Below are 25,756 nucleotides of genomic sequence, written 5' to 3' on the forward strand. Positions count from 1 at the left end.
GATCTGCGCCCGGTGCCGGCGCCCCGCCCGGCCGCCGTGGCCGAGAACGCGGAGGTCGCGGCGCAGGCGCACCGGCACACCGCCGGTCTGCCGCATCCGAGCCTGCCGTTGGCGCCGGTGCATCCGCTGCGCCCCGGCCGGGTCGTGGCCGCTCGCGCCGCGGCCCCGGCGGGCTGGCAGAACAGCGCGGTCGTGGGCCTGGACGACGACGACATCGGCTTCGCCGACATCGACGTCTACCAGCCGCGCAGGGTGGCCAACGGGTGAAGGACCCCGTCCTCCCCACCCTTCGCAGGCTCAGGGTGGGACCCGGGACGGGGCCGGGCGCCGCGCCCCCGTGGCGGCGCCGGCGGAGGCGGGCGGTAAACTCGTCCGCGTCAGGGGCTGTAGCGCAGTCCGGTAGCGCACCTCGTTCGCATCGAGGGGGTCAGGGGTTCAAATCCCCTCAGCTCCACCCCGACACCCGAGAGCCCCGCCCGGTCCACCCGGTGCGGGGCTCTCGCGTGCGTGGCCCGACTCAGTGCCGCGCCCGCATGCGGACCGCCGCCGCGCGGGCCGTTCGGCCGACCCGATCGGCACGGGTCGGCCGGCTGCGCGACAGCGGCGCTCGGTCGAGGAGCCGTCGCCGGGACCGGGGCCGGGGCCGGGACCGGCGGGTGCGGCTGCCGCGGCCACCACGACCGCCCAGCGCGGCCACGGCCACCAGCGTGCGCCGGCCGGCCGTCGTCCCGCCGGCCGCCGGGGTGTCCGCCGCGGCGCCCGGGAGGAGCGACTCCGCTGCCTCGCGCGAGGACCCGATGCCGTAGTGGCGGTGGAGCTGTTCCTCCTGGGCGCGGGACAGCTCGCGGGTGCCGCCGACCGAGGGTGCGGCGGTGACCTGCGGGCGGGTGACGGTCACCGCCACCCGTCCGTCGGACCCGTCGGGGCCCACGGCCGGGACGATCCTGCTGGCTCGCTCGACCTCGACGTACATCCACTCCGGCAGGCCGGTGTCGTCGTCGGCGAGGACTGCGTGCAGGGGCCGACCTCGGCGCCCTCGCGGTCGACCACCGTCCTGCCGACCCGGTTCCTGGCCTCGTCGCGTCCGGGTAGACCCATCGCCGCCTTCTCGTGCCGGTGCTGCATCGCGACCCGCTCGCGCTGGTGCTACCCGGGCGACCCCGCCGCGACCTGGTGGCGCCGGCGGTTCAGCGGGCGGTGCGGAAGTCCGGCCGCCGCTTCTCCACGAAGGCCCGCACACCCTCCCGTCCCTCCGGGTCGGCCGCGGACTCGGCGATCAACCGGGCCTCGTCGTCCAGCTGCTCCTCCAGCGTGCGGGTGGCGGCGCGACGCAGCAGCGTGCGGGCGCGCACCATCGCCCGGACCGGGCCGGCCGCCAGCGTGTGCGCGAGCGCGGCGGCCGAGTTGCGCAGGTCGTCGTCCGCCACCACCTGGGCGACCAGGCCGCACGCCTGCGCCTCCCCGGCGTCGAGCGTGTCGTTGGTGAGCACCAGCTCCAGGGCGCGGGCCGGACCGAGGGCGTGCGCGAGGGTCCAGGACGTGCCGCCGTCGGGCGAGAAGCCGATCGCGCCGTAGGCCGGCCGGATCCGCGTCGAGCGGGCGCAGACGACGACGTCCACCGCGCCGAGCAGGCCGACGCCGGCACCGGCGACCGCTCCGTGCACGCCGGCGACGACCGGCACGGGACTCTCCAGCAGCGCCCGGACCACCTCGTGCCAGTCGGCGGCCAGCCGGCCCACGGCGGCGCCGGGGTCGTCGGCGGCGGCGAAGCCGTGCACGTCGCCGCCGACGCAGAAGCGCTCGCCCTCGGCGAGCAGCAGCACGGCCCGGGTCCCCGGCGGTCGGGTGCGCAGTGCGTCCCGGAGCGCCGCGGCCATCGCCGGGTCGACGGCGTTGCCGGTGCCCGGCGAGGCCAGGGTGACCCGCCAGACGTCGCCGTCCACCTCGGTGCGCACCCGCTGCTCGGTCATCGTCGGCCTCCGGAGATCAGAACCAGGACGGGAACCACATCCGGTCCAGCCACTCCGCGTGCGACAGCGGCTGTCCGGTGAGGACCGGGTAGAAGAAGACGAACGTCGCCGCGACCACGCCCACGTAGCCGGCGACGACGCCGAGCCCGACCCGCCGGCGCCGCACCCCGGCGCCGGGCCGGCCGAGCACGTCCTGCAGCACCAGGACGACGGCGAGCACGAAGAACGGCACCACCGGCGCCATGTAGAAGACGAACATCGTCCGTTCGGGGTTGAGGAACCACGTCCCCCAGCCGGCCGCGATCGCGACGGCCACGGGAAGCGCGGCGGGGTCCCGGCGGGCGACCAGCCGCCAGGCCAGCCACACCAGCGCCGGTGCGAAGGCCAGCCAGAGCGTCGGCGTCCCGACCATGAGGATGTAGCGGATCACCTGCTCACCGGCGGCGTCGGTGAGTCCTTGCGGGTTCCACAGCAGGATCGGCCGGCCGTTGACCAGCCAGCTCCACGGCCCCGACTCCCAAGGATGCGGCGTGGACAGGCCGGTGTGGAAGGCCAGCCACTCGGCGTGCTGGTGCCACAGCGAGCGCAGTGCGCCGGGGATCCAGGGCCAGGCGGTGTCGGGGTTCTGCTGCGCCCAGTGCCGGCCCTGCGAGGTCTCGCCCAGGAACCAGCCGGTGAAGCTGGCCAGGTAAGTCAGCACCGGGACCGCGGCCAGTGCCCACAGCGCCCCGGGCAGACCGCGCCGGGCGGCGGTGCGCGTGGGACGCGGCACGCCGGCCTCGCGCCAGGCCGCGCGGTCCCAGAAGAGCGAGAGGACGGCGAAGGCGGCGAGGAACCAGACGCCGCTCCACTTCACCGCGCACGCGCAGCCGAAGAGGAACCCGGCCGCGAGCCGCCAGCCCCGCGGGCCGAGCCGGAAGCCGGTGTCGGCTGCCGGGTGCGCCCGGACGCGCTCCCGCACCCGGTCCCGGTCGACGACCAGGCAGGCCACCGCGGAGAGGACGAACACCTGCAGGAAGACGTCGAGCAGGCCGATCCGCGAGAGCGTGAAGGCGAAGCCGTCCAGCGCCAGCAGCAGCCCGGCGACCAGCCCGAGCAGCGTCGAGCCGGTCAGCCGCCGGGTCAGCCGGGTGAGGACGACGACGGCGATCGTGCCGGCGACCGCGCTCGGGAACCGCCAGCCGAACGAGTCGTAGCCGAACAGTCCGATGCCGGCGGCGATCAGCCACTTGCCCAGCGGCGGGTGGACGATGAACGTGTAGCCGCGGTTGTACTCGTGGCCCCACTCCAGCAGCTCCCGCGCCTCCGGCGGGTAGTAGGCCTCGTCGAAGAGCAGGTCGCCGGGGTAGCCGAGGTCCCACAGCCGGACGGCGAAGGTCGCCGCGCCGAGCAGCGCGGTGAGCAGCCAGGCCAGCCACCGGTCGCCGGGCAGCGGCGGCGTGCGGTCGCGGCGGGGCCGGGGCGGCGGCCGACGGCGCGTCCTCGCCGTCCGGGGCTCGCCGGGCTCCCGGACCGTGCGTTCGGGAGCCAGCACCGCCATGCAGGCCAGGGTAGTGAAAGGACCCGCCTGCCCCCGGCGCTCGTAGAAGCACCCCCTGCCCCCGCCATGGAAGGACCCCGTCCTCCTCACCCCTCGCACACTCGGCGTGAGCCTCGGGACGGGGCCGGCGGCGGGACCCTGCAGGGGACGGCCCCTGCAGGCGGGCCTACGGCATGCGTCGTGACAGGCTCGGCGCATGGTCGGACGGCTCGTGCTGGGTGGTGCGCCGCTGGGGCAGCCCGGTGACGTCGGCCCGCGGCTGCGTTCGGCGATGGCGACCGCGGACGTGCTCGCCGTCGAGGACACCCGCCGGCTGCACCGCCTGGCCGCCGACCTCGAGGTGCAGGTGTCCGGGCGGGTGGTGACCTTCCACGAGTCGGTGGAGCGCTCCCGGTTGCCGGGGCTGCTGGCCGCGCTCTCCGAGGGGCGGACCGTGCTGCTGCTCACCGACGCCGGCATGCCCTCGGTCTCCGACCCCGGCTACACGCTGGTGCGCGCGGCGATCGACGCCGGCGTGGAGGTGACCTCGGTGCCCGGACCCTCGGCGGTGACCACCGCGCTGGCCGTCTCGGGTCTGCCGGTGGACCGGTTCTGCTTCGAGGGGTTCCTGCCGCGCAAGGCGGGCGAGCGCCGGTCGCGACTGGTCGGGCTGGCCGACGAGCGCCGCACGATGGTCTTCTTCGAGTCGCCGCACCGGCTGGTCGACGCGCTTGCCGACGCCGCGGCCGCGTTCGGCTCCGAGCGGCCCGCCGCCGTGTGCCGGGAGCTGACCAAGACCCACGAGGAGGTCCGCCGGGGGTCGCTGGCGTCGCTCGCGGAGTGGGCCGCCGAGGGCGTGCGCGGGGAGATCACCCTGGTCGTCGGCGGGGCGCCCGCGGGGCCGGTGTCGATGGGCGCCGCCGAGCTGGCCGCTCTCGTGGCCGGCGAGGAGGCCGCGGGCGCCACCCGCAAGGACGCCATCCGCGCCGTCGTCGTCCGCACGGGGCTGCCCCGACGCGCCGTCTACGACGCCGTCGTCGCGCACAAGGACACCTGACCGCCGTGGCGCGGCTGTGCACGTCCGGTGGTCTCGCACCCAGCCTGTGACCACCGTCTGTGCACAGCGGCGCGACTGTGGATGGCGGGCCCGGTCCGGGGCGCCGGCTCCGGCACGGTGCGCCGGTGCCCGTGCCGCCCTCCGTGCCCGACGTCCTCCGCGGGAGGGTCTTTCGGGGCTCGGTCGTCATTGCGCGCGGCCTGCTCACCCGCAACCAGCTGCGGGGCCCGACCTGGCGCAGGGTGTGGCCGGACCTCTACGTGCACCGCGACGTCGAGGTCACGCACGCGCTCCGGGCTCGTACCGCGTCCGCGCTCCTCGTGCCCGGATCCGTCGTGACGGGGTGCAGCGCGGCCGTGCTGTGGGACGTCGACCTGGTCGGCGCCGCGGCGGACGTCGAACTGACCGTGCTGCCGGACCACCACCCGGTGCGGGTCGCCGGACTGCACGTGCGCCGTAGCCGGATGCCTGCCGAATGGGTGGTCCGTCGCCGTGCGGTGGCTGCGACGACGCCGGAGGCGACGGCGGTCCGGGTTGCCGCCGCACTGCGCGGAGACGACGCCGTCGTCGCGGTGGACCGGCTCCTGGCGTCGGGCATCGCCGGCCTCGGGCAGGTGCGTGCCCTCGCCGCAGCAGCCCGTGGCCCCGGGTCGGCACGGGCGCGCGAGGTCTGCCGGCTCGTCGACGGGCTGGCGCAGTCGCCGCAGGAGACCCGGCTGCGGCTGCTCATGACGCGGGGCGGACTGCCGGCGCCGGTCGCCCAGCACGTCGTCCGCGATGGCCGTGGGTTCGTGGCCCGGGTGGACTTCGCCTGGCCCGAACGCCGTGTGGCCGTCGAGTACGACGGGGCGTGGCACGCCGAGCCAGGCCAGTTCGCGCGCGACCGGCAGCGGCTCAACCGGCTGCAGGCCGCCGGCTGGCGGGTGGTGTTCGTGACCGCTGCCGACCTGTATCGGCCTGACGAGGTCGTCGCCCGCATCGCTGCGGCCCTGGCGATCGTGCGCTGAGTGTGGTCTCCGGTCAGTGGGAGACCACACTCAGCGCACACCGGGCTCACAGCCAGCCGTTGCGCTTGAAGCCGCAGTAGAGCAACACGCAGGCGGTCACGATGACCAGCAGCACCAGCGGGTAGCCGAAGCGCCACTCCAGCTCGGGCATGTACTGGAAGTTCATCCCGTAGATCCCGGCGATCGCGGTCGGGACGGCGATGATGCCGGCCCACGCGCTGATCTTGCGCATGTCCTCGTTGTCGGCCTGGGTGGTGCGGGCGAGTGACGCCTGCAGGATCGAGGTCAGCAGCTCGTCGAGGGCAGCCACCTGGTCGCGCACCCGGATGGCGTGGTCCTCGACGTCGCGGAAGTAGGAGCGCATCGCGTCCGGGACCGGGTCGATCCGCCGCTCGGCCAGCCGCTGCAGCGGCACCTCCAGCGGGGAGACCGCCCGCCGCAGCGCTACCAGCTCCCGCTTGAGCTGGTAGAGCCGGCCGATGTCGTCGGTCCGCTCGGGGCCGAACACCGCGGCCTCCAGCTCGTCGACGTCCTCCTCGACCCGGCCGGCGACGTCGATGAACGTGTCGACGACGTGGTCGGCGACGGCGTACAGCACCGCGGCGGGCCCCAGGCACAGCAGGTCCGGCTGCTCCTCCAGGCTGCGGCGCAGGTCGGTCAGGCCGCCGTGCTCGCCGTGCCGCACGGTGATCACGTAGTGCGGCCCGATGAAAACCATGACCTCGCCGGTGTCCACCACCTCGCTGGTCGCGGTCAGCCGGTCGTGCGCCACGTACCGGGCGGTGGTCAGCACCATGAAGAGGGCGTCGTCGTACCGTTCCAGCTTGGGTCGCTGGTGGGCGTAGACGGCGTCCTCGACCGCCAGCGGGTGCAGCCGGTAGTGCTCGGCGATGGTGCCCAGCTCCTCCTCGGTCGGGGCGTAGAGCCCCAGCCAGACGAAGCCGCCCTGCGCCACCGCCTCCCGCAGCGCTTCGCGCGGGTCGACCAGGGCCTGGCGGCGGCCGTCGACGTAGACGGCGCAGTCGACGACCGGATCGGCGCCCTCCGGCCGGGACGGCGTCGTGCGCCGCCGGCCCCCCGGACGTGGGCGGGTCGACGGTGGCTCCGAGGGCAACTCCCGGGACGTTCCGCGAGGGATCTCCGTGCCAGTCATCCGCACTCCTCTCCGCGCCGGGTCGGCCAGTCAGCGTAGGCGTGCGCGCGGACCGGCCCCGTGGCACGCTGCCGGGGTCGAGCCGTGCGGAGCGGAGGAGACGTCGTGGCCGCAGACACGCGTCGGGTCAAGTCCGTCGAGGACTCCATCCGGGACACCGACGAGCCGGAGCACCGGCTCAAGAAGAACCTGTCGGGCCTGGACCTGACCGTCTTCGGTGTCGGGGTCATCATCGGCACCGGCATCTTCGTGCTCACCGGCCTCGTCGCGCGTGACCAGGCCGGCCCGGCGGTGGCGATCTCCTTCGTCATCGCCGGCATCACCTGCGGACTGGCCGCGCTCTGCTACGCGGAGTTCGCCTCGACGGTCCCGGTGGCCGGCTCGGCCTACACGTTCTCCTACGCGACCTTCGGCGAGCTGACCGCCTGGATCATCGGGTGGGACCTCGTCCTGGAGTTCGTCATCGGAGCCGCGGCCGTCTCCGTCGGCTGGTCGGGCTACCTGGCGCAGATGCTCAGCGACATCGGGGTGACCCTGCCGTCGTTCCTCGCCGGCGACGAGGCGCGGTTCAACGTCCCGGCCATCCTCATCGCGCTGGCGATGACCGCCGTGCTGGTGCTCGGCATCAAGCTCTCGTCCCGCTTCACGGCGGTGATCGTGGCCATCAAGGTGACGATCGTCCTGCTGATCATCGCGGTCGGCGTCTTCTACCTGAAGGCCGACAACTACACCCCGTTCGTGCCGCCCGCCCAGCCCGCCGCCCCCGGCACCTCCGGTCTGGACGCGCCGCTTGTGCAGACCCTCTTCGGGTTCGCCCCGGGCGCCTACGGCTGGGGCGGGGTCATCGCCGGTGCGGCCATCGTGTTCTTCGCGTTCATCGGGTTCGACATCGTGGCCACCGCGGCCGAGGAGACCCGCAACCCCGCCCGCGACCTGCCGCGCGGCATCCTCGGCTCACTGACGATCTGCACCGGGCTGTACGTGGCGGTCTCGCTGGTCGTCGTCGGGATGCAGAACTACACGGAGCTCAGCGCCGAAGCACCCCTGGCGGGTGCGTTCTCCGCGGTCGGGCTGCCGGTGTTCGCCACGATCATCTCTCTCGGCGCGCTGATCGGGCTCATGTCCGTGGTGCTGATCCTGATGCTCGGCCAGTCGCGGGTGCTGTTCGCGATGAGCCGCGACCGGCTGCTCCCACCCGCTCTGGCGAAGGTCCACCCGCGCTACGGCACCCCGTACCGGATCACCATCGCCACGGGCGTCGTCGTCGCGATCCTCGCCGGCGTCGTGCCGCTCGGCGAGCTGGCCGAGCTGGTCAACATCGGCACGCTGTTCGCCTTCTTCCTCGTGTCGATCGGGGTCATCGTGCTCCGCCGCACCCGTCCCGACCTTCCCCGGGCCTTCCGCGTCCCGCTGATGCCGGTGCTGCCGATCGTCGCCGCGCTCGCGTGCCTGTGGCTGATGCTCAACCTGCCCGGGGACACCTGGCTCCGCTTCCTCGGCTGGATGCTGCTCGGCATCCTCATCTACTTCGGCTACAGCCGCCGCCACAGCCGGATGGCCACCGGCGAGCGCCGACCCGTCGGCAGGGACGCCCCCGGGACCTGACCCCCGAAAGGGGTGAGAGCGCCCACCCGCGGCCTCCAGCCGCCGGGCGCCCGCGCCGACCCGACCGGTGACCGTCGTCCCCGGCCAGGGAGAGCAGCCCCGTGGCGAGCACCGTCCTCGACGCCCGCGAGAACTCGCGCGCGCCGTCGTCCCGTGGCCGACGCCGGCCGCCGGCTCCCGTGCTGGTCGCGGCCGCGATCGGCGTGGTGGAGGCGGCGGCGCTCGTCGCCGGCGGGCTCACCGGGCTCGACGGCCTGCTGCTGTCGCCGCTGCACCCGCCGGGGCCGGTCGCCGCCGTGGTGCTGCTGCTCCTCGCCGGCTGGGTGGTGCTGTGCGCCGGCGGCGGCGTGTTGCTGCTCGACGGATCGGGCCGGCGGCTGTACGGCGGCGTGGCCACTGCCGAGATCGCGCTGGTGGGCGCTCTGCTCGCCCTGGCGCTGCTGACCCCGCTGTTCGACCCGCTCCCCGTCGGCCTGCCGCTGCCGGCCCTGGCGCTGCTGGCGCTCGGTCTGCCGGTGGGGAAGCTGCTGCTCGCCGGCGCGCCGTCGGTGATCGCCTGGGTCGCCGCCGGACCGCGCGCCGCGGCCCGCCGTCCGGAGCCGGCCGCCGTGGGGCCGAGGACCCGGGTGGTGACCCTCGCCGTCATCGCGCTGGCCTTGGTCGCCGTCGCGCTCACCACCCCGGTGCCCGGCGCGGCTCCCGAGGCCCCGGCGACGGCGGGTACCGGCCAGCACTGATCGCGGTGGACGGCGCCGCCTAGGCTCGGGCCGTGAGCGATCGGCACATCCTGACCGCCGTGGCCTGGCCCTACGCCAACGGCCCGCGGCACATCGGCCACGTCTCCGGCTTCGGCGTCCCCTCCGACGTCTTCAGCCGTTACCACCGCATGGTGGGCGACCGGGTGCTGATGGTCAGCGGCACCGACGAGCACGGAACGCCGATCACCGTCGCCGCCGACGCCGAGGGCGTCTCCCCGCGGGAGATCGCCGACCGCAACAACCGGATCATCGTGAACGACCTCGCCAGCCTCGGGCTGTCCTACGACCTGTTCACCCGGACGACGACGGCCAACCACGCGCACATCGCCCAGGAGATCTTCCTCGGCCTGCTGAAGAACGGGTACGTCTTCCCGAGGACGACGCTCGGCGCGATCAGCCCGTCGACCGGGCGCACCCTGCCCGACCGCTACATCGAGGGCACCTGCCCGATCTGCGGCTACGACGGCGCCCGCGGCGACCAGTGCGACAACTGCGGCAACCAGCTCGACCCGGTCGACCTGATCAACCCGGTGAGCCGGATCAACGGGGAGACGCCGAAGTTCGTCGAGGAGGAGCACTACTTCCTCGACCTGCCGGCCTTCACCCGCTCGCTGGGCGACTGGCTGGACTCGCGGCGCGGCTGGCGCCCCAACGTCCTCAACTTCGCCAAGAACCTGCTCACCGACCTCAAGCCGCGCAGCTACACCCGCGACATCGACTGGGGCGTCCCGGTGCCGCTCGACGGCTGGCGCGACCGTCCGGACAAGCGGATCTACGTGTGGTTCGATGCCGTCGTCGGCTACCTGTCGGCGTCCATCGAGTGGGCCCGCCGCACCGGGGACGACGACGCGTGGCGGCAGTGGTGGCAGACGCCGGACGCGTCCGCCTACTACTTCATGGGCAAGGACAACATCGTCTTCCACGCCGAGATCTGGCCCGCCCAACTGCTCGGGTACAACGGCGCGGGCGACAAGGGTGGCGTCCCGGGCTCCCTGGGCCGGCTCGACCTGCCGACCGAGGTGGTCTCCAGCGAGTTCCTCACCATGGAGGGGCGCAAGTTCTCGTCGTCCCGCCAGGTCGTCATCTACGTGCGCGACTTCCTGGCCCGCTACGACGCCGACGCGCTGCGCTACTTCATCGCCGCGGCCGGCCCCGAGACGCAGGACACCGACTTCACCTGGGCGGAGTTCCTGCGCCGCAACAACGACGAGCTGGTCGCCGGCTGGGGCAACCTGGTCAACCGCACGGTGTCGATGGCGGCGAAGAACGTCGGCGCCGTCCCGGCGCCGGGTGAGCTGACCGACGCCGACCGGGCGCTGCTGGGCGCCACGCAGGGCGCCTTCGCACCCGTCGGGGAGCTGCTGTCGCGCAACCGGCAGAAGGCCGCCGCCGCGGAGGCGATGCGGGTGGTCGGCGAGGCCAACAAGTACCTGTCCGACCAGGCGCCGTGGAAGCTCAAGGAGGACCCGGCCCGCCGGGACACCGTGCTGCACACCGCGCTGCAGGCGGTCAGCGACTGCAACGCGCTGCTCACCCCGTTCCTCCCGCACTCGGCGCAGAAGGTGCACGAGTTGCTCGGCGGCACCGGCGTGTGGTCGCCGGCGCCCCGGACCGAGGAGGTCACCGACCTCGACGACGGCTCGCCGTACCCGATCATCACCGGCGACTACGACGCGGGTCAGGCGGTGTGGGCTTCCCGTCCGCTGCCGCCGGGGACGCCGCTGAGCCCGCCGACCCCGGTGTTCCGCAAGCTCGACGAGTCGATCGTGGAGGAGGAGCTGCGGCGGCTCGAGGAAGACGGGTGAGCCGGTCGGCCAGTGCCCGCGCCAACCGGCGGGGCCAGGCGCCGCCGTCCCCGGAGCCCCTGCCGTCGCCGGCGGTCGACAGCCACACGCACCTCGACATCGCCGTCGGCGGCGAGGACCGGGCGCCCACCGACGCCGAGGTGGACGCCGAGATCGCGGCCGCCGCGGCCGTCGGCGTCCCGCGGCTGGTGCAGGTCGGGGTGGACGTCGCCTCGTCCCGCTGGTCGGCCGAGCTGGCGGCCCGGCACCCGAACGTGCTTGCCGCGGTCGCCGTCCACCCCAACGAGGCGGGCGTGGGTGCGGCGACCGACGACGTCCTGGCCGAGATCGACCGGCTGGCGGCGCTGCCGCGGGTGCGTGCGGTGGGGGAGACCGGGCTCGACCGGTTCCGCACCGGCCCCGACGGCTGGGCGGCACAGGAGGCGAGCTTCCGCGCGCACATCCGCATCGCCAAGGAGCACGGTCGCGCGCTGGTCATCCACGACCGGGATGCGCACGAGGAGATCCTCCGGGTGCTGGACGACGAGGCCGCGCCCGAGCACACCGTCTTCCACTGCTTCTCCGGCGACGCCGCCTTCGCCAGGGCGTGCGTCGAACGCGGCCACGTGCTGTCGTTCGCCGGGACGCTGACGTTCGGCAACGCCGGCTACCTGCGGGAGGCCGCCGCGCTGGCGCCGGTCGACCAGCTGCTGGTGGAGACCGACTCCCCGTTCCTCACGCCCGTCCCCTTCCGCGGCCGGCCCAACGCCTCGCGGCTGGTGCCGCACACGGTCCGGGCGCTGGCCGAGGTGACCGGCGTCGAGCTCGAGGACCTCTGTGCCCACCTGACCACCACCGCCGAACGAGTCTTCGGCCCCTGGGAAGAGAAGCAGGGAGAGTAGCGGGCGGTCCCGGCCGTCGGTGTCCCGACATCTGGCACCGGGGGTGGTGGACGGCAGGCGGCGGTAGGGATGGCGACGGGCGGCAGGTTTGGTGATCCCCGCGGAGGTCGGGTTGTCCTGACGACGGGGGGCCGAAGGCTCCCCAGAGGAAGGACTCGGGGGGCTCCGCGCAGCCGGGGAACGGCAGCCTGGCCGCGGTGCGATCCGGAGGATCGCGATGTAGCAGTGTCACAGCAGCGACACGCCACGCTGGGCGGTTCCGGGGGACACTGGCCCCGTGGGCCGCCTCATCGCCGTCGTGCTGTTCATCGCCGTGCTGGTCCCCGGTGTCCTGCTGGCCCGCGCCTGGGCTCTGGCCGCCGGCCGTCGCGCCGTCGCCGCTGCCGCGGTCGGCTTCACCACGCTCACGCCCGAGGCCCTGGCCACGCTGCGGCGCCAGGCTCAGCACGGGCGCCGGGTCCGTCAGCTGGGGTTGCTGCTCGGGGTGGTGGGCATCGGCGTCAGCATCGCGATGTTCGCCGAGGCGTCGGTGTTCCTCTGGCTGCCGGCTCTGGCCATCGGGCTCCTGCTGGGTGTCGTCCTGGCCGAGGCGACCCGGCCGCGGCCGCGCTGGCGGACCAGCTCCCCGGCTCGCCGGCCCCGGCAGTCGGAGCAGGTCTCGCTGGTGCTGCTCTGGGCGATGCGCGCGGTCGTGGCCGCCGAGCTGGCCGTCGCCGTCCTCATGTGGCAGCGCGGCGCGCTGCCCGCCAGCGTCGGCTGGGTCGCCCTGGTCGTCCCGCTGCTCACGTGGCTGCTCGCGGAGATGGCGCTGCTGCGGGCGCTGGTGCACCCGCTGCCCGCCGAGGGGGCCGACGTGCCGGTCGACGAGGCGCTGCGCACCTGGACGGCGCACCTCGTCGCTGCGGCCGTCAGCGTGCTCGCCCTGCTGCCGCTGGGCGCGCTGTTGCTGGCGGCCGGCATCGACCTCGGCGACCGGGTCACCGAGGGGTTCGACCTGGTGCCCGTGGCGCTCGTCGCCGGCGGGTTCGCCGGCCTGGCCGCGGGGCTGGCGGTCGCGGTCTTCCTCGTCACCTGGTTGCGGCCGGTGAGGGTCGACGACCGGGCGCTGACCGTGTGATCCGTCGGCCTACCGGCCGACCCCGCGGCCAGGTGTCGCGCCCCTGCTGCGCCGAGCCCCACCGGATGCTCGATCGCGGGAGCCTCCGGCCCCCACTCCTCGCACCGCCCCGCAGGGCGGCTCCTGCTGGCACCGCGGCCAGGTGCCGCGCCCGGTGCTCCGTGCCTCGCTGGACGCGAGGGCACCGTGCGCTCGGTCACCTCACGAGCCTCACGCCGCGCACTCGTCACATCCGTCCCGCCCGGCGCGCCCGTCACGGACCGTGTCGGCGCGTCCAGAAGTCGACACGTCGCCCCCCTGGTTCACTCGTCGCGCACCGTTGCCACACGCATCGTGCTCGTTATCGTGTCGTGACCAACCGGGGTGGGGACCGACCCGGAGGGCATCGCGACCGGGAGCTGCGCCTCCCGGTCGTCTGCCGTCCGAGCCGGGACGCGCTCGGTGCCCGCCAGCCGGCGTGCGCCCGCACGTGATCCTCTGCCCGGGTCCCTGATCCCGTGGAAGAGTCGTGTCCCGATCGCTGAAGTCCGTCCTCTGTGCCCTCGTCCTGCTGGGACTCGTGGGTGGCTCCGTGGCCTACTTCGTCGCCCAGAAGTCTCTGACGATCACCGTCGACGGGCAGGCGCGAGAGGTCCGCACCTACGCCGGCACCGTCGGTGAGGTCCTCGAGGAGGAGGGGCTGCAGACGCAGGCGCACGACGTCGTCCTCCCGGACCTCGAGGCCACCGTGGCCGACGGCGACACCGTCGTGCTCAACCGGGCCCGGCCGCTGCGCCTCACGGTGGACGGCGTGGAGAGCGAGGTCTACGTGACCGCGCTGTCGGTCGAGGAGGCGCTCGACCAGCTCGGCTACCGCGCCGACGACCTCGTCGTCTCGGCCAGCCGCAGCGAGCGGCTCCCGCTCGACGGCATGGCGCTGTCGATCACCACGCCCAAGGACGTCACCCTGGTCGTCGACGGGACGCAGCGGGTCGTCACCACCACTGCGGCCACCGCCGGGGACCTGCTCGTCGAGCAGGGCGTCACCCTCGGCCCCACCGACCGCACCAGCATCCACCCGGAGCAGGCGCTCCTGGACCGCATGCGCGTGCAGGTCTTCCGCGTGCAGGTCAGCGAGATCGCCGTCCCCTCGCCGATCGAGCACCGGACCGTCGAGACCGAGGACCCCGACGCCTACGAGGGCGACGACACCGTCACCCAGGAGGGCGCGGACGGCGAGCAGGTCACCACCTTCCGGGTCACCGTCACCGACGGCGTCGAGACCGGCCGGGAACAGCTGGAGACCACCGTCACCCGCGAGCCGGTCGACGAGCTGGTCACCGTCGGCACGAAGGCGCGTCCTGCGGCCAGCGTCCCCGCCACGGCCGACGGGCTGAACTGGGCCGCGCTGGCGCAGTGCGAGTCCGGCGGCCGCCCGAGTGCGGTGAGCAGCACGGGGAAGTACCGGGGCATGTACCAGTTCTCCACGGCCACCTGGCAGTCGGTCGGCGGCTCCGGTGACCCGGCTGCTGCATCCGCCGAGGAGCAGACCATGCGGGCCCAGATGCTCTACACCCGCTCCGGTGCCGGCCAGTGGCCGCATTGCGGGCCTCGGCTGTTCGGCTGATCGGGTCCTGCTGAGCACGCCTCCCGAACAGACCGACGGGCTGCTGGGCCCGGCCGCCATCCGCGACCTGGCCCAGCAGCTCGACCTGCGTCCGACCAAGTCCCTCGGGCAGAACTTCCTGCACGACGCCAACACCATCCGGCGGATCGTGCGGACCGCCGAGCTGACCTCCGCGGACGTCGTCCTCGAGGTGGGCCCCGGGCTGGGCTCGCTGACCCTCGGGCTGCTGCCCGTCGCCGCGCACGTCACCGCCGTCGAGATCGACCCTCGGCTGGCCGCCCGCCTGCCCCGCACCGTGGCCGAGCGCGCCCCGGCGCTGGCCGGCCGGCTGACCGTGGTCGAGGCCGACGCGCTGCGCGTCCGGGAGCTGCCCGGGCCGGCGCCGACTGCGCTGGTGGCCAACCTGCCGTACAACGTGGCGGTGCCCGTCCTGCTGCACCTGTTGGAGCTCCTTCCCACGCTGCGGCGTGCGTTGGTCCTCGTCCAGGCCGAGGTCGCCGAGCGTCTGGCGGCCGCCCCGGGCTCCGGGGCCTACGGCGTGCCCTCGGTGAAGGCGGCCTGGTACGGCGAGGTCCGCCGGGCCGGCAACGTCGGTCGGCGGGTCTTCTGGCCCGAGCCGAACGTCGACTCCGGCCTGGTCGCCCTCGATCGCCGGCCCCCTCCGCCGGGCGACCGCGCCGACACCTTCGCCGTGGTCGACGCCGCCTTCGCCACCCGGCGCAAGGGGCTGCGGGCCGCGCTGGCCCGCTGGGCCGGGAGCTCCGCGGCCGCCGAGGCGCGGCTGCGTGCCGCCGGCATCGACCCGGCCACCCGCGGTGAGCGCCTGTCGGTGGCCGACTTCGCCCGGCTGGCCGCGACCGACCCGGGGGCCTCGGCATGAGCTGGTCCTCGTCCGGGGGGCCCGGCCGGCTGGCCGGGGACGGCGCGGTCGTCGCCCGCGCCCCCGCCAAGGTCAACGTGCACCTGGCGGTCGGTCCGCTGCGCCCCGACGACTTCCACGAGCTGCGCACCGTCTACCTGGCCGTCTCGCTGTTCGACACGGTCACCGTGCGCCCCGGCGACGGCCTCACGCTCACCGTGACCGGCGAGGGGACGACGGGCACCGGGCCGGACGCCGTCCCGACCGACCGTCGCAACCTCGTGTGGCGGGCCGCCGAGCTGCTCGCCGAGCGGGCGGGGGTGGCGGCCGACGCCCGCATCACCGTCGACAAGTCGATCCCGGCCGCCGCGGGGCTGGCCGGGGGCAGTGCCGACGCCGCCGCGGCGCTCGTCGCCCTCGACGCACTGTGGGGAACCCGCGCCACCCGCGGCGAGCTGACCGAGCTCGCCGCCCGGCTCGGCAGCGACGTCCCGTTCAGCCTGCTCGGCGGGGTGGCGCTCGGTTCCGGCCGCGGGGAGCAGCTGTCCCCGGTTCTCGCCCGGCGCCGTTGGGACTGGGTGCTCGGCATCGCCGGGGAGGGGCTGTCCACGCCGGCGGTCTACGCCGAGCTGGACCGGCTGCGGGCCGAGGGCCGGGTGCCCGACGGCGAGGCGCTGTCCTCGCCCGACCCGGTGATCGCGGCGCTGCGCAGCGGACCGGTGACCGCGCTGGCCGCCGCCCTCGGCAACGACCTGCAGCCCCCCGCGCTCTCGCTGCGGCCGGACCTGCGCCGGGCGCTGCGGGCGGCGACCGGCGCCGGTGCCGCAGCGACCGTCGTGAGCGGTTCGGGTCCGACGGTGGCCGCGCTCGCCCAGGACGAGGAATCGGCGGTACGGCTGACCGCGGCTCTGGCCGGCGAGGGCGTGTACCGCACCGTCCGGGCCGTGCACGGGCCGGTGCCGGGCGCGCGACTGGTCGGCTGAGCAAGGACCCCGTCCTACCCACCCCTCGCGAGCGGTGAGGAGGACAGTCCTGCTACCTACGAGGAGGCCGTGGGAGGGCGGTCGGGGGTCGGGTCGAGGTGGGCCAGGCCGTTGTAGGCCAGGTTGACCAGGTGGGCGGCGACCTCCCGCTTGCCCGGGGTGCGGCGCTCCAGCCACCACTGGCCGACCAGGGCGACCATCCCCACCAGCGCCTGGCCGTAGAGCTCGGCCAGCCGGGGGTCGTAGCCGCGGGCGCCGAACTGGGCGCCGAGGACGTGCTCCACCCGGTGGGCGACCTCGCCGATCAGCGAGGAGTAGGTGCCCGGCGTGCCGGTGACCGGGGAGTCGCGGGAGAGCACCCGGAAGCCGTCGGTGTCCTCCTCGATGTAGTCGAGCAGCACGAGGGCGGCGCGCTCGAGCAGCTCTCGCGGGGCGCCGCCGGCCGCCAGCGCCGCGGTGAAGCGGTCGAGCAGCCGCTGCATCTCCCGGTCGACGACGACGGCGTACAGGCGCTCCTTGCTCCCGAAGTGCTCGTAGACGACCGGCTTGCTCACGTCCGCGCGGGCGGCCAGCTCCTCGATGGAGGTCGCGTCGTAGCCCCGCTGGGCGAAGACCTCGCGGCCGACGTCGAGCAACTGCTGGCGGCGCTGGGCGGCGGTCATCCGGACCCGGGGCCGCGCCCCGATGCCGGCCCTGCCGCCCGTCGTGCCGCGCGGGCGTTCCCGCGCGGGCGCCCGGTGGGCCTCCGGACGCCCGCGCGGGGGGACCGGGCCGGCGGGGTCGCTCAGGAGGCGGCCGTCGCTGCGGCGCGCCGCTTGGCCGCCAGTCGGACCGGGTCGGGCCACTTCACGCCGTACGCCCAGCCCAGCTTCTCGAACACCCAGATCACGCGGGCGCTGATGTCGATCTGCCCGCGCAGCACGCCGTGCCGGGCGCACGTCGGGTCGGCGTGGTGCAGGTTGTGCCACGACTCGCCGGCGCTGAGGATCGCCAGCGGCCAGAAGTTGGTGGCGCGGTCCCGCGAGACGAAGGGCCGGTCGCCGACGACGTGGCACACCGAGTTGATCGACCAGGTCACGTGGTGCAGGAGCGCCACCCGGACCAGGCCGGCCCAGAAGAACGCCGTCCAGGCACCGGCCCAGCTGCCCGTCACCAGGCCGCCGACGACGGCCGGCAGCGCCAGGCTGAGAAACGCCCAGACGACGAACAGCCGGCTGGTGCGGCGCAGCGTGGCGTCCTTGAGCAGGTCGGGGGCGTAGCGCTCGGCGTTGGTCTGCCGGCGGTCGAACAGCCAGCCCAGGTGCGCGTGCCACATGCCCTTGAGCAGCGCGCGGGCGTCGGTGCCGTAGCGCCACGGGGAGTGCGGATCGCCCTCGCGGTCGGAGAAGGCGTGGTGGCGGCGGTGGTCGGCCACCCACTGCACGACCGGTCCCTGGATGGCCATGCAGCCGACGACGGCCAGCGCGACGCGCAGCGGCCGGGTGGCCTTGAAGGATCCGTGGGTGAAGTACCGGTGGTAGCCGACGGTGATGCCCAGCAGGGTCAGGAAGTAGAAGCCCACGGCGAGGCCGACGTCGAGCCAGGACAGGCCCCAACCCCAGACCGCGGGCACGACCGCGGCCAGGGCCAGGAACGGCACGACGACGAAGACGTAGAGCGTGACCTGCTCGAGCGCCCCCTTCTCCTTGCCGAAGGCATTGGCCGGCAGCCCGGCGTCGGGGACGGCCGGGCGCAGGACCGGGGCCGTGGGCCGGGTGGGGGCAGGAGCGGACAAGCGGCCTCCAGGGCTCATCGTGCGGTCCGGCGAGGCCGCCGTCCCGGTACGGCTCCGTAAGCTACGCCACCGTAGGGAGCGCCGCCCGTCGGGCCCGGGCGCGTGCGCCGGGCCCGCGCAGGGCCGGGCGCCTAGGCTCCAGGAGGACGCCGGCCCGGGGTCCGCGCCGTCCGCCGGCGGCGCCCGCGATGGGGGATGGGGTAATCGGCAGCCCGCCGGCCTTTGGAGCCGGGAAGTCTCGGTTCGAGTCCGAGTCCCCCAGCAGAAGTCGACGCTCGAGGTCCGAGGAGCTCCGTGACCCAACCGCTGCCGCCGGGTGCCACCGCCGAGGGCGGGGTCGCCGCCGTCGTCGTCCTCGCTGCCGGCCAGGGCACCCGCATGAAGTCGTCGCTGCCCAAGGTGCTGCACACCCTCGGCGGCCGCAGCATGCTCGGCCACGTCCTGGCCGCGGCGGCGCCGCTGGCCGCCCGGCACACCCTCGTGGTGGTCGGCGCCGGCCGGGAGGCCGTCGAGGACCACCTGGCGCAGGTCGCTCCGGGCGCGCAGCCGGTGCTCCAGGAGCAGCAGCGCGGATCGGGTCACGCGGCGGCGGTGGCGTTGGCCGCCGTCCCCGACCTCGACGGGCCGGTGCTGCTGGTCAACGGCGACGCCCCCCTGCTGCGGCCCGAGACGGTCACCGCGCTGCTCGACGCGCACCGTGCGGCGGGCAACGTGCTCACCGTGCTCACTGCCGAGGTCGACGACCCGACCGGGCTGGGCCGGATCGTCCGGGGCGCCGACGGCGCGGTGCGGGCCATCGTCGAGGAGCGCGACGCCACCCCCGAGCAGCGGACGGTCCGCGAGGTCAACGCCGGCGTCTACGTCGGCGAGGCCGCGCCCCTGCGCCGGGCGCTGGGCCTCCTCGGCGAGGACAACGACCAGGGCGAGCAGTACCTCACCGACGTGCTCGGCCTGCTGGTCGCCGAGGGCGCTCCCGTGGGCGGCGCCCCGGCCGAGGACCCGGTCGACGTGCTGGGCTGCAACGACCGCCGGGAGCTCGCTGCCCGCCGCCGCACCCTCAACGACCGGGTGCTCGACGAGCTCATGCGCGCCGGCGTCACCGTCGTCGACCCGGCCACCACGTGGGTCGACGTCACGGTCACCGTCGCGCCGGACGCGCTGCTCGAGCCCGGCGCCCAGCTGAGGGGGACGACGTCGGTGGGCACCGGCGCCGTCGTCGGGCCGGACACCACCCTGGTCGACACCGAGGTCGGGGCGGGCGCCGGCGTGGTGCGCTCGCACGTCCTCGGCGCGGTCGTCGGCCCGGAGGCCACCGTCGGCCCGTTCAGCTACCTGCGGCCGGGCACCCGGCTGGCTGCCGGGGCCAAGGTCGGGGCCTTCGTCGAGACCAAGAACGTCGAGGTCGGGGAGGGGTCGAAGGTCCCGCACCTGTCCTACGTCGGCGATGCCACGATCGGGCGCGGCGCGAACATCGGGGCGGCCACCGTCTTCGTCAACTACGACGGCGTGGAGAAGCACCACACGACCGTCGGCGATCACGTGCGGATCGGCTCCGACACCATGCTCGTGGCGCCGGTCACCGTCGGGGACGGCGCCTACACCGCGGCCGGCTCGGTCATCACCACCGACGTCCCGCCGGGGGCGATGGGCGTCGCGCGGGCCCGCCAGCGCAATGTGGCACGCTGGGTCCAGCGGCGCCGTCCCGGGACGGCCGCCGCGAAGGCCGCCGAAGCGGCCGGGGATGCAGGGGCCGACGCGGCGGCCGACACTCGTGCGGAGGCGTCCGAGTAGGGCCGTGCGCCGGCTCGACCGAAGCGACGAGCAGGGGTAGACGAGCCGATGAGTGCCATCCGGCAGACCACCAGCAAGAGCCTGATGCTCTTCTCCGGCCGGGCCTTCCCCCAGCTGACCGACGAGATCGCCGGCCACCTGGGGGTCACGCCCACCCCCACCGCATCCTACGAGTTCGCCAACGGCGAGCTGTTCGTGCGCTTCGAGGAGTCGGTCCGCGGCTGCGACGCGTTCGTGGTGCAGAGCCACACCGCGCCGCTGAACACCTGGCTCATGGAGCAGCTGATCATGGTCGACGCGCTCAAGCGGGCGTCGGCCAAGCGGATCAGCGTCGTCGCGCCGTTCTTCCCCTACGCCCGCCAGGACAAGAAGCACCGCGGCCGCGAGCCCATCTCCGCCCGCCTGGTCGCCGACCTGTTCAAGACCGCCGGTGCCGACCGGCTGATGACCGTCGACCTGCACACCGCGCAGATCCAGGGCTTCTTCGACGGCCCGGTCGACCACCTCTTCGCCCTCGACCTGCTCGTCGGCCACGTGAAGGAGCGCTGGGGCGACCGCGACATCACCGTCGTCTCGCCGGACTCCGGGCGGGTGCGGGTCTCCGAGCGGTGGAGCGACAAGCTGGGCGGCGTCCCGCTGGCCTTCATCCACAAGACCCGTGACCCGATGCGACCCAACGAGGTCGTCGCCAACCGTGTCGTCGGCGAGGTCGAGGGTCGGGCCTGTGTCCTGGTCGACGACATGATCGACACCGGCGGCACGATCGTGAAGGCCGCCGAGACCCTGTTCGAGGCCGGTGCGGCCGACGTCATCGTCGCCGCCACCCACGGCGTCCTCTCCGGCCCGGCGGTGGACCGGCTGAAGAACAGCCGCGTCAGCGAGGTGATCGTGACCAACACGCTGCCGATCGAGCCGGCCCGCCAGTTCGACAAGCTGACCGTCCTCTCGATCGCCCCGCTGCTGGCCCGGGCGATCAAGGAGGTCTTCGAGGACGGCTCGGTGACCAGCCTCTTCGACGGGGCGAGTTGAGCTGTCGTCCTACCGGACGGCCCCGCGATGACACTGCGGTCCTCCGGACGCACCGCGGCCAGGTGCCGTTCCCGACCTGACCTGCGCCCTCCCCGTGTCCCGGTCGGGAGGCCCTCCGGGCCCCCGCGACCGGCCCACTCCGGCCGTGTGCCGTTCCCGGCCTGGGAGCCGGGCGTCAGCCGCCCTCCCCGGCTCGCGCTTCCGTCTCGCCGGGGGATTCAGCCCGTGAAGGGCAGGGGCACCGGTTCGGCGAGCCGGGAGCGCAGGCGCAGCGCCAACGTCTGGGGGCCCGAGACCCGGCTGGTGTCGAAGAAAGTGACCTCGTTGACGCGTCCGGCCAGCGGCTGCACCGTCGAGGCGACCAGGGGACACGTCCGGCCGGATGCGTCGGTGAGGTGGTGGGCCTCGCGGAGGCCCCGGTGCTCGTCCGCGAGGCACTCGGGCCACGACAGGTGCACGCTGAGGTGGTCGAGCCACTCGGTGACCAGCAGCAGCGTGACGGCCGTCCGGCCGGGTGCGGCGACGACGATCTGCGGCGCCCACGTATTCCGGACGTGGGCCGTCCCGGCGTGCCCACCTGGGAGCGCCACTGACATCGGTTGTGCCTCTCCGTTCGGTGCCGCCGTGGATGCCGGGCGGTCAGGACAGCCTGCGCGCGCGCCCGGGAACGGGGCAACGAGCGCTCACCCCGCCGGGTGACCGGTCCCGTCCGGTGCGCCGCTCCGCGTGGGTGGCGGCGTCCGGCGTCGGCGCCCTGGGAGGATGGCCGGCGTGTCCGGCCGCACCAGACTCAGTGACGTCCAGGTCGCCGCGGTGGCCCGCCACCACTTCGGCCTGAGCCCCGTCGCGCCCGCCCTGCCGCCGTCCGATGACTTCGAGGACGCTCAGGGCGTGCTGGTGGCCGTCCGCGACGGCGCGGACCTCCGGGTGACCGAGATCCCGCGCTGGCGGTCGCCGACCGACGTGGCCCGGCGCCTCCGGGAGCGGGGGTGGGCCACCCCCGCCGCCTGGGTCGGTCTGCCGCCGGCCGACGCCGCGGAGTTGCCCGCGCAGGTCCTCGCCCTGCTGCCCGCGGCCGGGGCGCCCGCGGACTCCGCGTCCATCTCCTCCGGCGCCGCCGCGTGGGCCGGCGTCCGGTCCACCGGCCGGGAGGTGGAGCTCGTGCCCGTGCCGGTGACGGCGGCGGAGCCGGAGGTGAGCTGGGCGCAGCTCACCGAGGGCTACGGCGCGACGCTCCTGGGCAGCAGCGTCGATCCCGAACCGGCGCGGACCGGCGGCACGGTGCTGTTCTTCACCGGCCTGTCGGGCGCGGGCAAGTCGACGATCGCCGCCCGGGTCGTGGAGCTGCTGCTGGAGGGCGGACGCAGCGTGACCCTGCTCGACGGCGACGAGGTGCGCCACCACCTGTCCGCCGGTCTCGGGTTCTCCCAGGCCGACCGCGACACCAACGTGCGGCGGATCGGCTGGGTGGCCGCGCAGATCGCCAAGCACGGCGGCACCGCCGTGTGCGCGCCGATCGCCCCGTACGCCGCCGTCCGTGCCGACGTGCGCCGCGAGGTCGAGGCCCAGGCCGGGCGGGGCAGCTTCGTGCTGGTGCACGTCGCCACCCCGCTGGCCGAGTGCGAGGCACGCGACCGCAAGGGCCTCTACGCGCGAGCGCGGACGGGCGAGATCCCGGCGTTCACCGGGATCAGCGACCCGTACGAGGCGCCCACCGACGCCGAGGTCACCGTCGACACCACGGGCAAGGACGTCGACGCGTGCGCCCGCCTGGTGCTCGACGCGGTGCTCGCCGGCCCCCTGCAGGCTCCCGCCCCGTCGGCCCCGCCCCGAGGCTCGGCCCGAGCCTGCGAGGGGTGAGGAGGACGGGGTCCTTTCAGAGGATCATCCCGGCGCCGACGGTCGCGTTGGTCGCCTCGTCGACGAGGATGAAGCTGCCGGTCGTCCGGTTGACCCGGTAGGGGTCGGTGAACAGCGGGGCGGTGACCCGCAGCTGCAGCCGGCCGATCTCGTTGAGCGCGAGCGCCGCGGTGCCCTCGTCGCGGTGCAGGGTGTTCACGTCCAGCCGGTAGCGCAGGTCCTTGACCATGGCCCGCGCCGAGCGGGTGGTGTGCTTGATCGCGTACTTGCCGCCCGGCCGCATGGGTTCCTCGTGCAGCCAGCACACCATCGCCTCGACGTCCTGGGAGACGGCGGGCTGGTTGTGCGGCCGGCAGACCATGTCGCCGCGGGAGACGTCGATCTCGTCCTCGAGCCGGATGGTCACCGACATGGGGGGGAACGCCTCGGCGACCGGACCGTCCTTGGTCTCGATGGCGGCGATCCGCGACGGAAGCCCTGAGGGCAGCACGACGACGTCGTCACCGGGCTTGAGGACGCCGCCGGCGACCTGCCCGGCGTAGCCGCGGTAGTCGTGGTGGGCGGAGGACTGCGGGCGGACGACGTACTGCACCGGGAACCGCGCATCGATGAGGTTGCGGTCGGAGGCGATGTGCAGCTCCTCCAGGTGGTGCAGCAGCGAGCTGCCCTCGTACCAGGGCAGGTTCGCCGACCGGCCGACGACGTTGTCGCCGGCCAGCGCCGACACCGGGATGACGGTGAGGTCGCCGACGTCGAGCTTGGCGGCGAAGTGCCGGAACTCGGTCGCGATCGCGTCGAAGACGCCCTGGTCGTAGTCGACGAGGTCCATCTTGTTGACGCACAGCACCAGGTGCGGGACGCGCAGCAGCGACGCCAGGAAGGCATGCCGCCGGCTCTGCTCGACCAGGCCCTTGCGCGCGTCGACCAGGATCAGCGCGGCGTTGGCGGTCGAGGCGCCGGTGACCATGTTGCGGGTGTACTGGATGTGCCCCGGGGTGTCGGCGACGATGAACTTCCGCTTCGGCGTCGCGAAGTAGCGGTAGGCGACGTCGATGGTGATGCCCTGCTCCCGCTCGGCGCGCAGACCGTCGGTGAGCAGCGCCAGGTTGGTGTACTCGTCGCCGCGCTGGGCGCTGGTGCGCTCCACGGCCTCCAACTGGTCGCTGAAGATGGACTTGGTGTCGTGCAGCAGGCGGCCGATCAGCGTGCTCTTGCCGTCGTCCACCGACCCGGCGGTGGCGAACCGCAGCATCTCCATCAGAAGTACCCCTCCCGCTTCCGGTCCTCCATGGCGGCCTCGCTGGCCCGGTCGTCGGCGCGGGTGGCGCCGCGCTCGGTGATGCGGGTGGCGGCGACCTCCTCGACGATGTCGTCGACCGTGCGGGCGGCGGACTCCACCGCACCGGTGCAGGTGGTGTCGCCGACGGTGCGGTAGCGCACCGTGGCCTCGAACGGCTCCTCGCCCTCGAGCAGTGGCACGTGGTCGCTCGGCCACAGGAGCATGCCGTCGCGCAGCACCAGCCGGCGGCGGTGGGCGAAGTAGATCGACGGCAGCTCGATGCCCTCGCGGCCGATGTACTGCCAGATGTCGAGCTCGGTCCAGTTGGACAGCGGAAAGACGCGGATGTGCTCGCCGCGGTGGTGCCGGCCGTTGTACAGCGCCCACAGCTCGGGACGCTGGTTCTTCGGGTCCCACTGGCCGAACTCGTCGCGGAAGGAGAACACCCGCTCCTTCGCGCGGGCCTTCTCCTCGTCGCGTCGTGCGCCGCCGAAGGCGGCGTCGAAGCCGTGCTCCTCGATGGCGTCGAGCAGGGTGACCGTCTGGAGCGGGTTCCGGCTGGCCCGGGGCCCCTTCTGCTCGCGCACCCGACCCTTGTCGATGGACTCCTGCACCGAGGCGACGATCAACTGCACGCCGGCCTCGGCGACCCGCCGGTCGCGGTACTCGATCACCTCGGGGAAGTTGTGCCCGGTGTCCACGTGCATCACCGGGAAGGGGATGCGCCCCGGCCAGAACGCCTTCTCGGCCAGGTGCAGCATCACGATCGAGTCCTTGCCGCCGGAGAACAGCAGCACCGGGCGCTCGAACTCGGCGGCGACCTCCCGGAGGACGTGCACGGCCTCGGCCTCGAGCGCGTCGAGGTGGCCGAGTTCGTAGAGCGTCGTCGTCACGCGCGCACTCCCGCGTCTGTGGGGGCCGGGACCTGCCCGGCCAGGGTGTCGAGCAGCCGGTCGGCCAGCTCCGGAGGGCAGACCAGCAGGTCGGGCAGGTACGGGTCGGCCTGGTTGTAGATCAGCGGCGAGCCGTCCAGCCGGCTCGTGTGCAGACCGGCGGCGCGGGCGACGGCGACCGGTGCGGCGGAGTCCCACTCGTACTGGCCGCCGCCGTGGACGTAGACGTCGGCCAGCCCGCGGACGACGGCCATCGCCTTGGCCCCGGCCGAGCCCATCGGCACCAGGTCGGCTCGGAGCGTGGCGGCGAGGTCCTGCACCAGCGCCGGCGGACGGCTGCGGCTGACCGCCAGCCGCAGCGGACCCTCCGGGCGCGCAGGAACGGACGGCGGCGCGACCGTGCCGAGCGTGACGCCCTCGGCGGGCAACGCAACGGCACCCGCGGTCAGCTCGCCGCGCTCCCACAGCGCCACGTGGACCGCCCAGTCGGCGCGGCCGGCCTCCGAGAACTCGCGGGTGCCGTCCAGCGGGTCGACGATCCAGACCCGGTCGGCACGCAGGCGGACGGCGTCGTCGACGCCCTCCTCGGAGAGGACCGCGTCGCCGGGACGCACCTCGCGCAGCCGGGCGGCCAGGTGCCGGTGCGACGCGGCGTCCCCGGCGTCCTTGAGCGCGGCGACGTCCGGGAAGTGGCCGGCGCGGACGCCGAGCAGCACCTCCCCGGCGGAGGTGGCCAAGGCGTGCGCGATCTCGTGGTCGGTACCAGAGGGCATCTGTCTCCCCTTCGCGGGCGGTGACCCGATCCTGAGC

The 25,756-nt window shown here is 74.5% G+C and carries 23 protein-coding genes, 2 tRNA genes and 1 pseudogene; 16 read left to right on the plus strand and 10 right to left on the minus strand.

Translation table 11 applies throughout. From position 1 onward, the window contains the following. A pseudogene (locus tag E4P41_RS07465) lies at positions 1–267 on the plus strand (hypothetical protein); the annotation flags it as partial. 113 nt (positions 268–380) lie between these two features. Next, positions 381–454, plus strand: a tRNA-Ala gene (locus E4P41_RS07470). Positions 455–517: 63 nt separating this feature from the next. Here the strand turns inward: E4P41_RS07470 and E4P41_RS07475 are convergent. The 3 genes from E4P41_RS07475 to E4P41_RS07485 form a co-directional block, all read right to left on the minus strand. After that, complete coding sequence (locus E4P41_RS07475; protein ID WP_135140274.1) at positions 518–931, minus strand: hypothetical protein; 414 nt, start codon at positions 929–931, stop codon at positions 518–520. A gap of 256 nt (positions 932–1,187) precedes the next feature. After that, positions 1,188–1,970 (minus strand): enoyl-CoA hydratase-related protein, encoded by a 783-nt coding sequence (locus tag E4P41_RS07480; protein ID WP_135140275.1) that lies wholly within the window; start codon positions 1,968–1,970, stop codon positions 1,188–1,190. 16 nt (positions 1,971–1,986) lie between these two features. After that, positions 1,987–3,510 carry a phospholipid carrier-dependent glycosyltransferase gene (locus E4P41_RS07485; RefSeq protein ID WP_135140276.1) on the minus strand — a complete coding sequence of 508 codons (1,524 nt, stop codon included), beginning with the start codon at positions 3,508–3,510 and terminating at the stop codon, positions 1,987–1,989. Positions 3,511–3,706: 196 nt separating this feature from the next. Between E4P41_RS07485 and rsmI the strand changes: the two genes are divergently transcribed. Together rsmI and E4P41_RS07495 are read left to right on the plus strand one after the other, a co-directional pair. Then, positions 3,707–4,546, plus strand: a complete 840-nt coding sequence (gene rsmI, locus E4P41_RS07490) for a 16S rRNA (cytidine(1402)-2'-O)-methyltransferase (RefSeq protein ID WP_135140277.1) — start codon at positions 3,707–3,709, stop codon at positions 4,544–4,546. A 125-nt stretch (positions 4,547–4,671) separates the two neighbouring features. Beyond that, positions 4,672–5,553 (plus strand): DUF559 domain-containing protein, encoded by an 882-nt coding sequence (locus tag E4P41_RS07495; protein ID WP_245177170.1) that lies wholly within the window; start codon positions 4,672–4,674, stop codon positions 5,551–5,553. Positions 5,554–5,599: 46 nt separating this feature from the next. On the opposite strand, the gene corA is transcribed toward E4P41_RS07495, so the two are convergent. Further along, positions 5,600–6,706 (minus strand): magnesium/cobalt transporter CorA, encoded by a 1,107-nt coding sequence (gene corA, locus E4P41_RS07500; protein WP_135140278.1) that lies wholly within the window; start codon positions 6,704–6,706, stop codon positions 5,600–5,602. Positions 6,707–6,811: 105 nt separating this feature from the next. Here corA and E4P41_RS07505 point away from each other — a divergent pair, with 105 nt between their 5' ends. The 8 genes from E4P41_RS07505 (at position 6,812) to E4P41_RS07540 (ending at position 16,320) form a co-directional block, all read left to right on the plus strand. Next, positions 6,812–8,311 (plus strand): amino acid permease, encoded by a 1,500-nt coding sequence (locus E4P41_RS07505; RefSeq protein WP_135140279.1) that lies wholly within the window; start codon positions 6,812–6,814, stop codon positions 8,309–8,311. 101 nt (positions 8,312–8,412) lie between these two features. Further along, a complete protein-coding gene (locus tag E4P41_RS07510; RefSeq protein ID WP_135140280.1) occupies positions 8,413–9,048 on the plus strand; it encodes a hypothetical protein in 636 nt (211 codons plus the stop codon). A gap of 32 nt (positions 9,049–9,080) precedes the next feature. Next, a complete protein-coding gene (gene metG, locus E4P41_RS07515) occupies positions 9,081–10,874 on the plus strand; it encodes a methionine--tRNA ligase (protein ID WP_135140281.1) in 1,794 nt (597 codons plus the stop codon). Next, positions 10,871–11,755 (plus strand): TatD family hydrolase, encoded by an 885-nt coding sequence (locus E4P41_RS07520; RefSeq protein ID WP_135140282.1) that lies wholly within the window; start codon positions 10,871–10,873, stop codon positions 11,753–11,755. Before metG ends, E4P41_RS07520 begins: the two co-directional genes overlap by 4 nt. A 277-nt stretch (positions 11,756–12,032) precedes the next feature. Next, on the plus strand, positions 12,033–12,872 hold the full coding sequence (locus tag E4P41_RS07525; protein ID WP_135140283.1) for a hypothetical protein: 840 nt from the start codon (positions 12,033–12,035) through the stop codon (positions 12,870–12,872). Positions 12,873–13,380: 508 nt separating this feature from the next. Further along, entirely contained in the window at positions 13,381–14,478 is a 1,098-nt protein-coding gene (locus E4P41_RS07530) for a resuscitation-promoting factor (RefSeq protein WP_135140284.1), read from the plus strand. Continuing rightward, positions 14,435–15,358 carry a 16S rRNA (adenine(1518)-N(6)/adenine(1519)-N(6))-dimethyltransferase RsmA gene (gene rsmA, locus E4P41_RS07535; RefSeq protein WP_245177171.1) on the plus strand — a complete coding sequence of 308 codons (924 nt, stop codon included), beginning with the start codon at positions 14,435–14,437 and terminating at the stop codon, positions 15,356–15,358. The genes E4P41_RS07530 and rsmA overlap by 44 nt, the downstream gene beginning before the upstream one ends. Continuing rightward, on the plus strand, positions 15,355–16,320 hold the full coding sequence (locus tag E4P41_RS07540) for a 4-(cytidine 5'-diphospho)-2-C-methyl-D-erythritol kinase (RefSeq protein ID WP_135140285.1): 966 nt from the start codon (positions 15,355–15,357) through the stop codon (positions 16,318–16,320). The genes rsmA and E4P41_RS07540 overlap by 4 nt, the downstream gene beginning before the upstream one ends. 56 nt (positions 16,321–16,376) lie before the next feature. On the opposite strand, the gene E4P41_RS07545 is transcribed toward E4P41_RS07540, so the two are convergent. Both E4P41_RS07545 and E4P41_RS07550 read right to left on the minus strand, forming a co-directional pair. Continuing rightward, the gene (locus tag E4P41_RS07545; RefSeq protein WP_135140286.1) at positions 16,377–16,982 is read right to left on the minus strand and encodes a TetR/AcrR family transcriptional regulator; all 606 of its coding nucleotides are present in this window, start codon (positions 16,980–16,982) and stop codon (positions 16,377–16,379) included. A gap of 122 nt (positions 16,983–17,104) precedes the next feature. After that, positions 17,105–18,094 (minus strand): acyl-CoA desaturase, encoded by a 990-nt coding sequence (locus E4P41_RS07550; protein ID WP_135140287.1) that lies wholly within the window; start codon positions 18,092–18,094, stop codon positions 17,105–17,107. Positions 18,095–18,283: 189 nt separating this feature from the next. On the opposite strand from E4P41_RS07550, the gene E4P41_RS07555 reads away from it, so the two are divergent. The 3 genes from E4P41_RS07555 to E4P41_RS07565 all read left to right on the plus strand — a co-directional run bounded on the left by E4P41_RS07555 (position 18,284) and on the right by E4P41_RS07565 (position 20,914). Then, a tRNA-Gln gene (locus tag E4P41_RS07555) sits at positions 18,284–18,356 on the plus strand. A gap of 32 nt (positions 18,357–18,388) precedes the next feature. Then, the gene (glmU, locus tag E4P41_RS07560) at positions 18,389–19,885 is read left to right on the plus strand and encodes a bifunctional UDP-N-acetylglucosamine diphosphorylase/glucosamine-1-phosphate N-acetyltransferase GlmU (protein ID WP_135140288.1); all 1,497 of its coding nucleotides are present in this window, start codon (positions 18,389–18,391) and stop codon (positions 19,883–19,885) included. A 48-nt stretch (positions 19,886–19,933) separates the two neighbouring features. Next, positions 19,934–20,914, plus strand: a complete 981-nt coding sequence (locus tag E4P41_RS07565) for a ribose-phosphate diphosphokinase (RefSeq protein ID WP_135140289.1) — start codon at positions 19,934–19,936, stop codon at positions 20,912–20,914. A 218-nt stretch (positions 20,915–21,132) separates the two neighbouring features. On the opposite strand, the gene E4P41_RS07570 is transcribed toward E4P41_RS07565, so the two are convergent. Then, positions 21,133–21,510, minus strand: coding sequence for a hypothetical protein (locus E4P41_RS07570; protein ID WP_135140290.1), 378 nt, complete (start codon positions 21,508–21,510; stop codon positions 21,133–21,135). A 175-nt stretch (positions 21,511–21,685) separates the two neighbouring features. Between E4P41_RS07570 and cysC the strand changes: the two genes are divergently transcribed. After that, positions 21,686–22,774, plus strand: coding sequence for an adenylyl-sulfate kinase (cysC, locus tag E4P41_RS07575; protein WP_245177172.1), 1,089 nt, complete (start codon positions 21,686–21,688; stop codon positions 22,772–22,774). Between the two features lie 16 nt (positions 22,775–22,790). Here the strand turns inward: cysC and E4P41_RS07580 are convergent, their stop codons facing one another. From E4P41_RS07580 to E4P41_RS22610, 3 genes are read right to left on the minus strand one after another with little or no spacing between them, the layout of a single operon-like run. Further along, a complete protein-coding gene (locus E4P41_RS07580; RefSeq protein ID WP_135140292.1) occupies positions 22,791–24,032 on the minus strand; it encodes a GTP-binding protein in 1,242 nt (413 codons plus the stop codon). After that, the gene (cysD, locus tag E4P41_RS22605; RefSeq protein WP_135140293.1) at positions 24,032–24,946 is read right to left on the minus strand and encodes a sulfate adenylyltransferase subunit CysD; all 915 of its coding nucleotides are present in this window, start codon (positions 24,944–24,946) and stop codon (positions 24,032–24,034) included. The genes E4P41_RS07580 and cysD overlap by 1 nt, the downstream gene beginning before the upstream one ends. Then, complete coding sequence (locus E4P41_RS22610; RefSeq protein ID WP_135140294.1) at positions 24,943–25,719, minus strand: 3'(2'),5'-bisphosphate nucleotidase CysQ; 777 nt, start codon at positions 25,717–25,719, stop codon at positions 24,943–24,945. Before E4P41_RS22610 ends, cysD begins: the two co-directional genes overlap by 4 nt. Positions 25,720–25,756 lie beyond the last annotated feature (37 nt).

Source organism: Geodermatophilus sp. DF01-2, from assembly GCF_004571065.1.
In the GTDB taxonomy this organism is placed as follows: Bacteria; Actinomycetota; Actinomycetes; order Mycobacteriales; family Geodermatophilaceae; genus Geodermatophilus.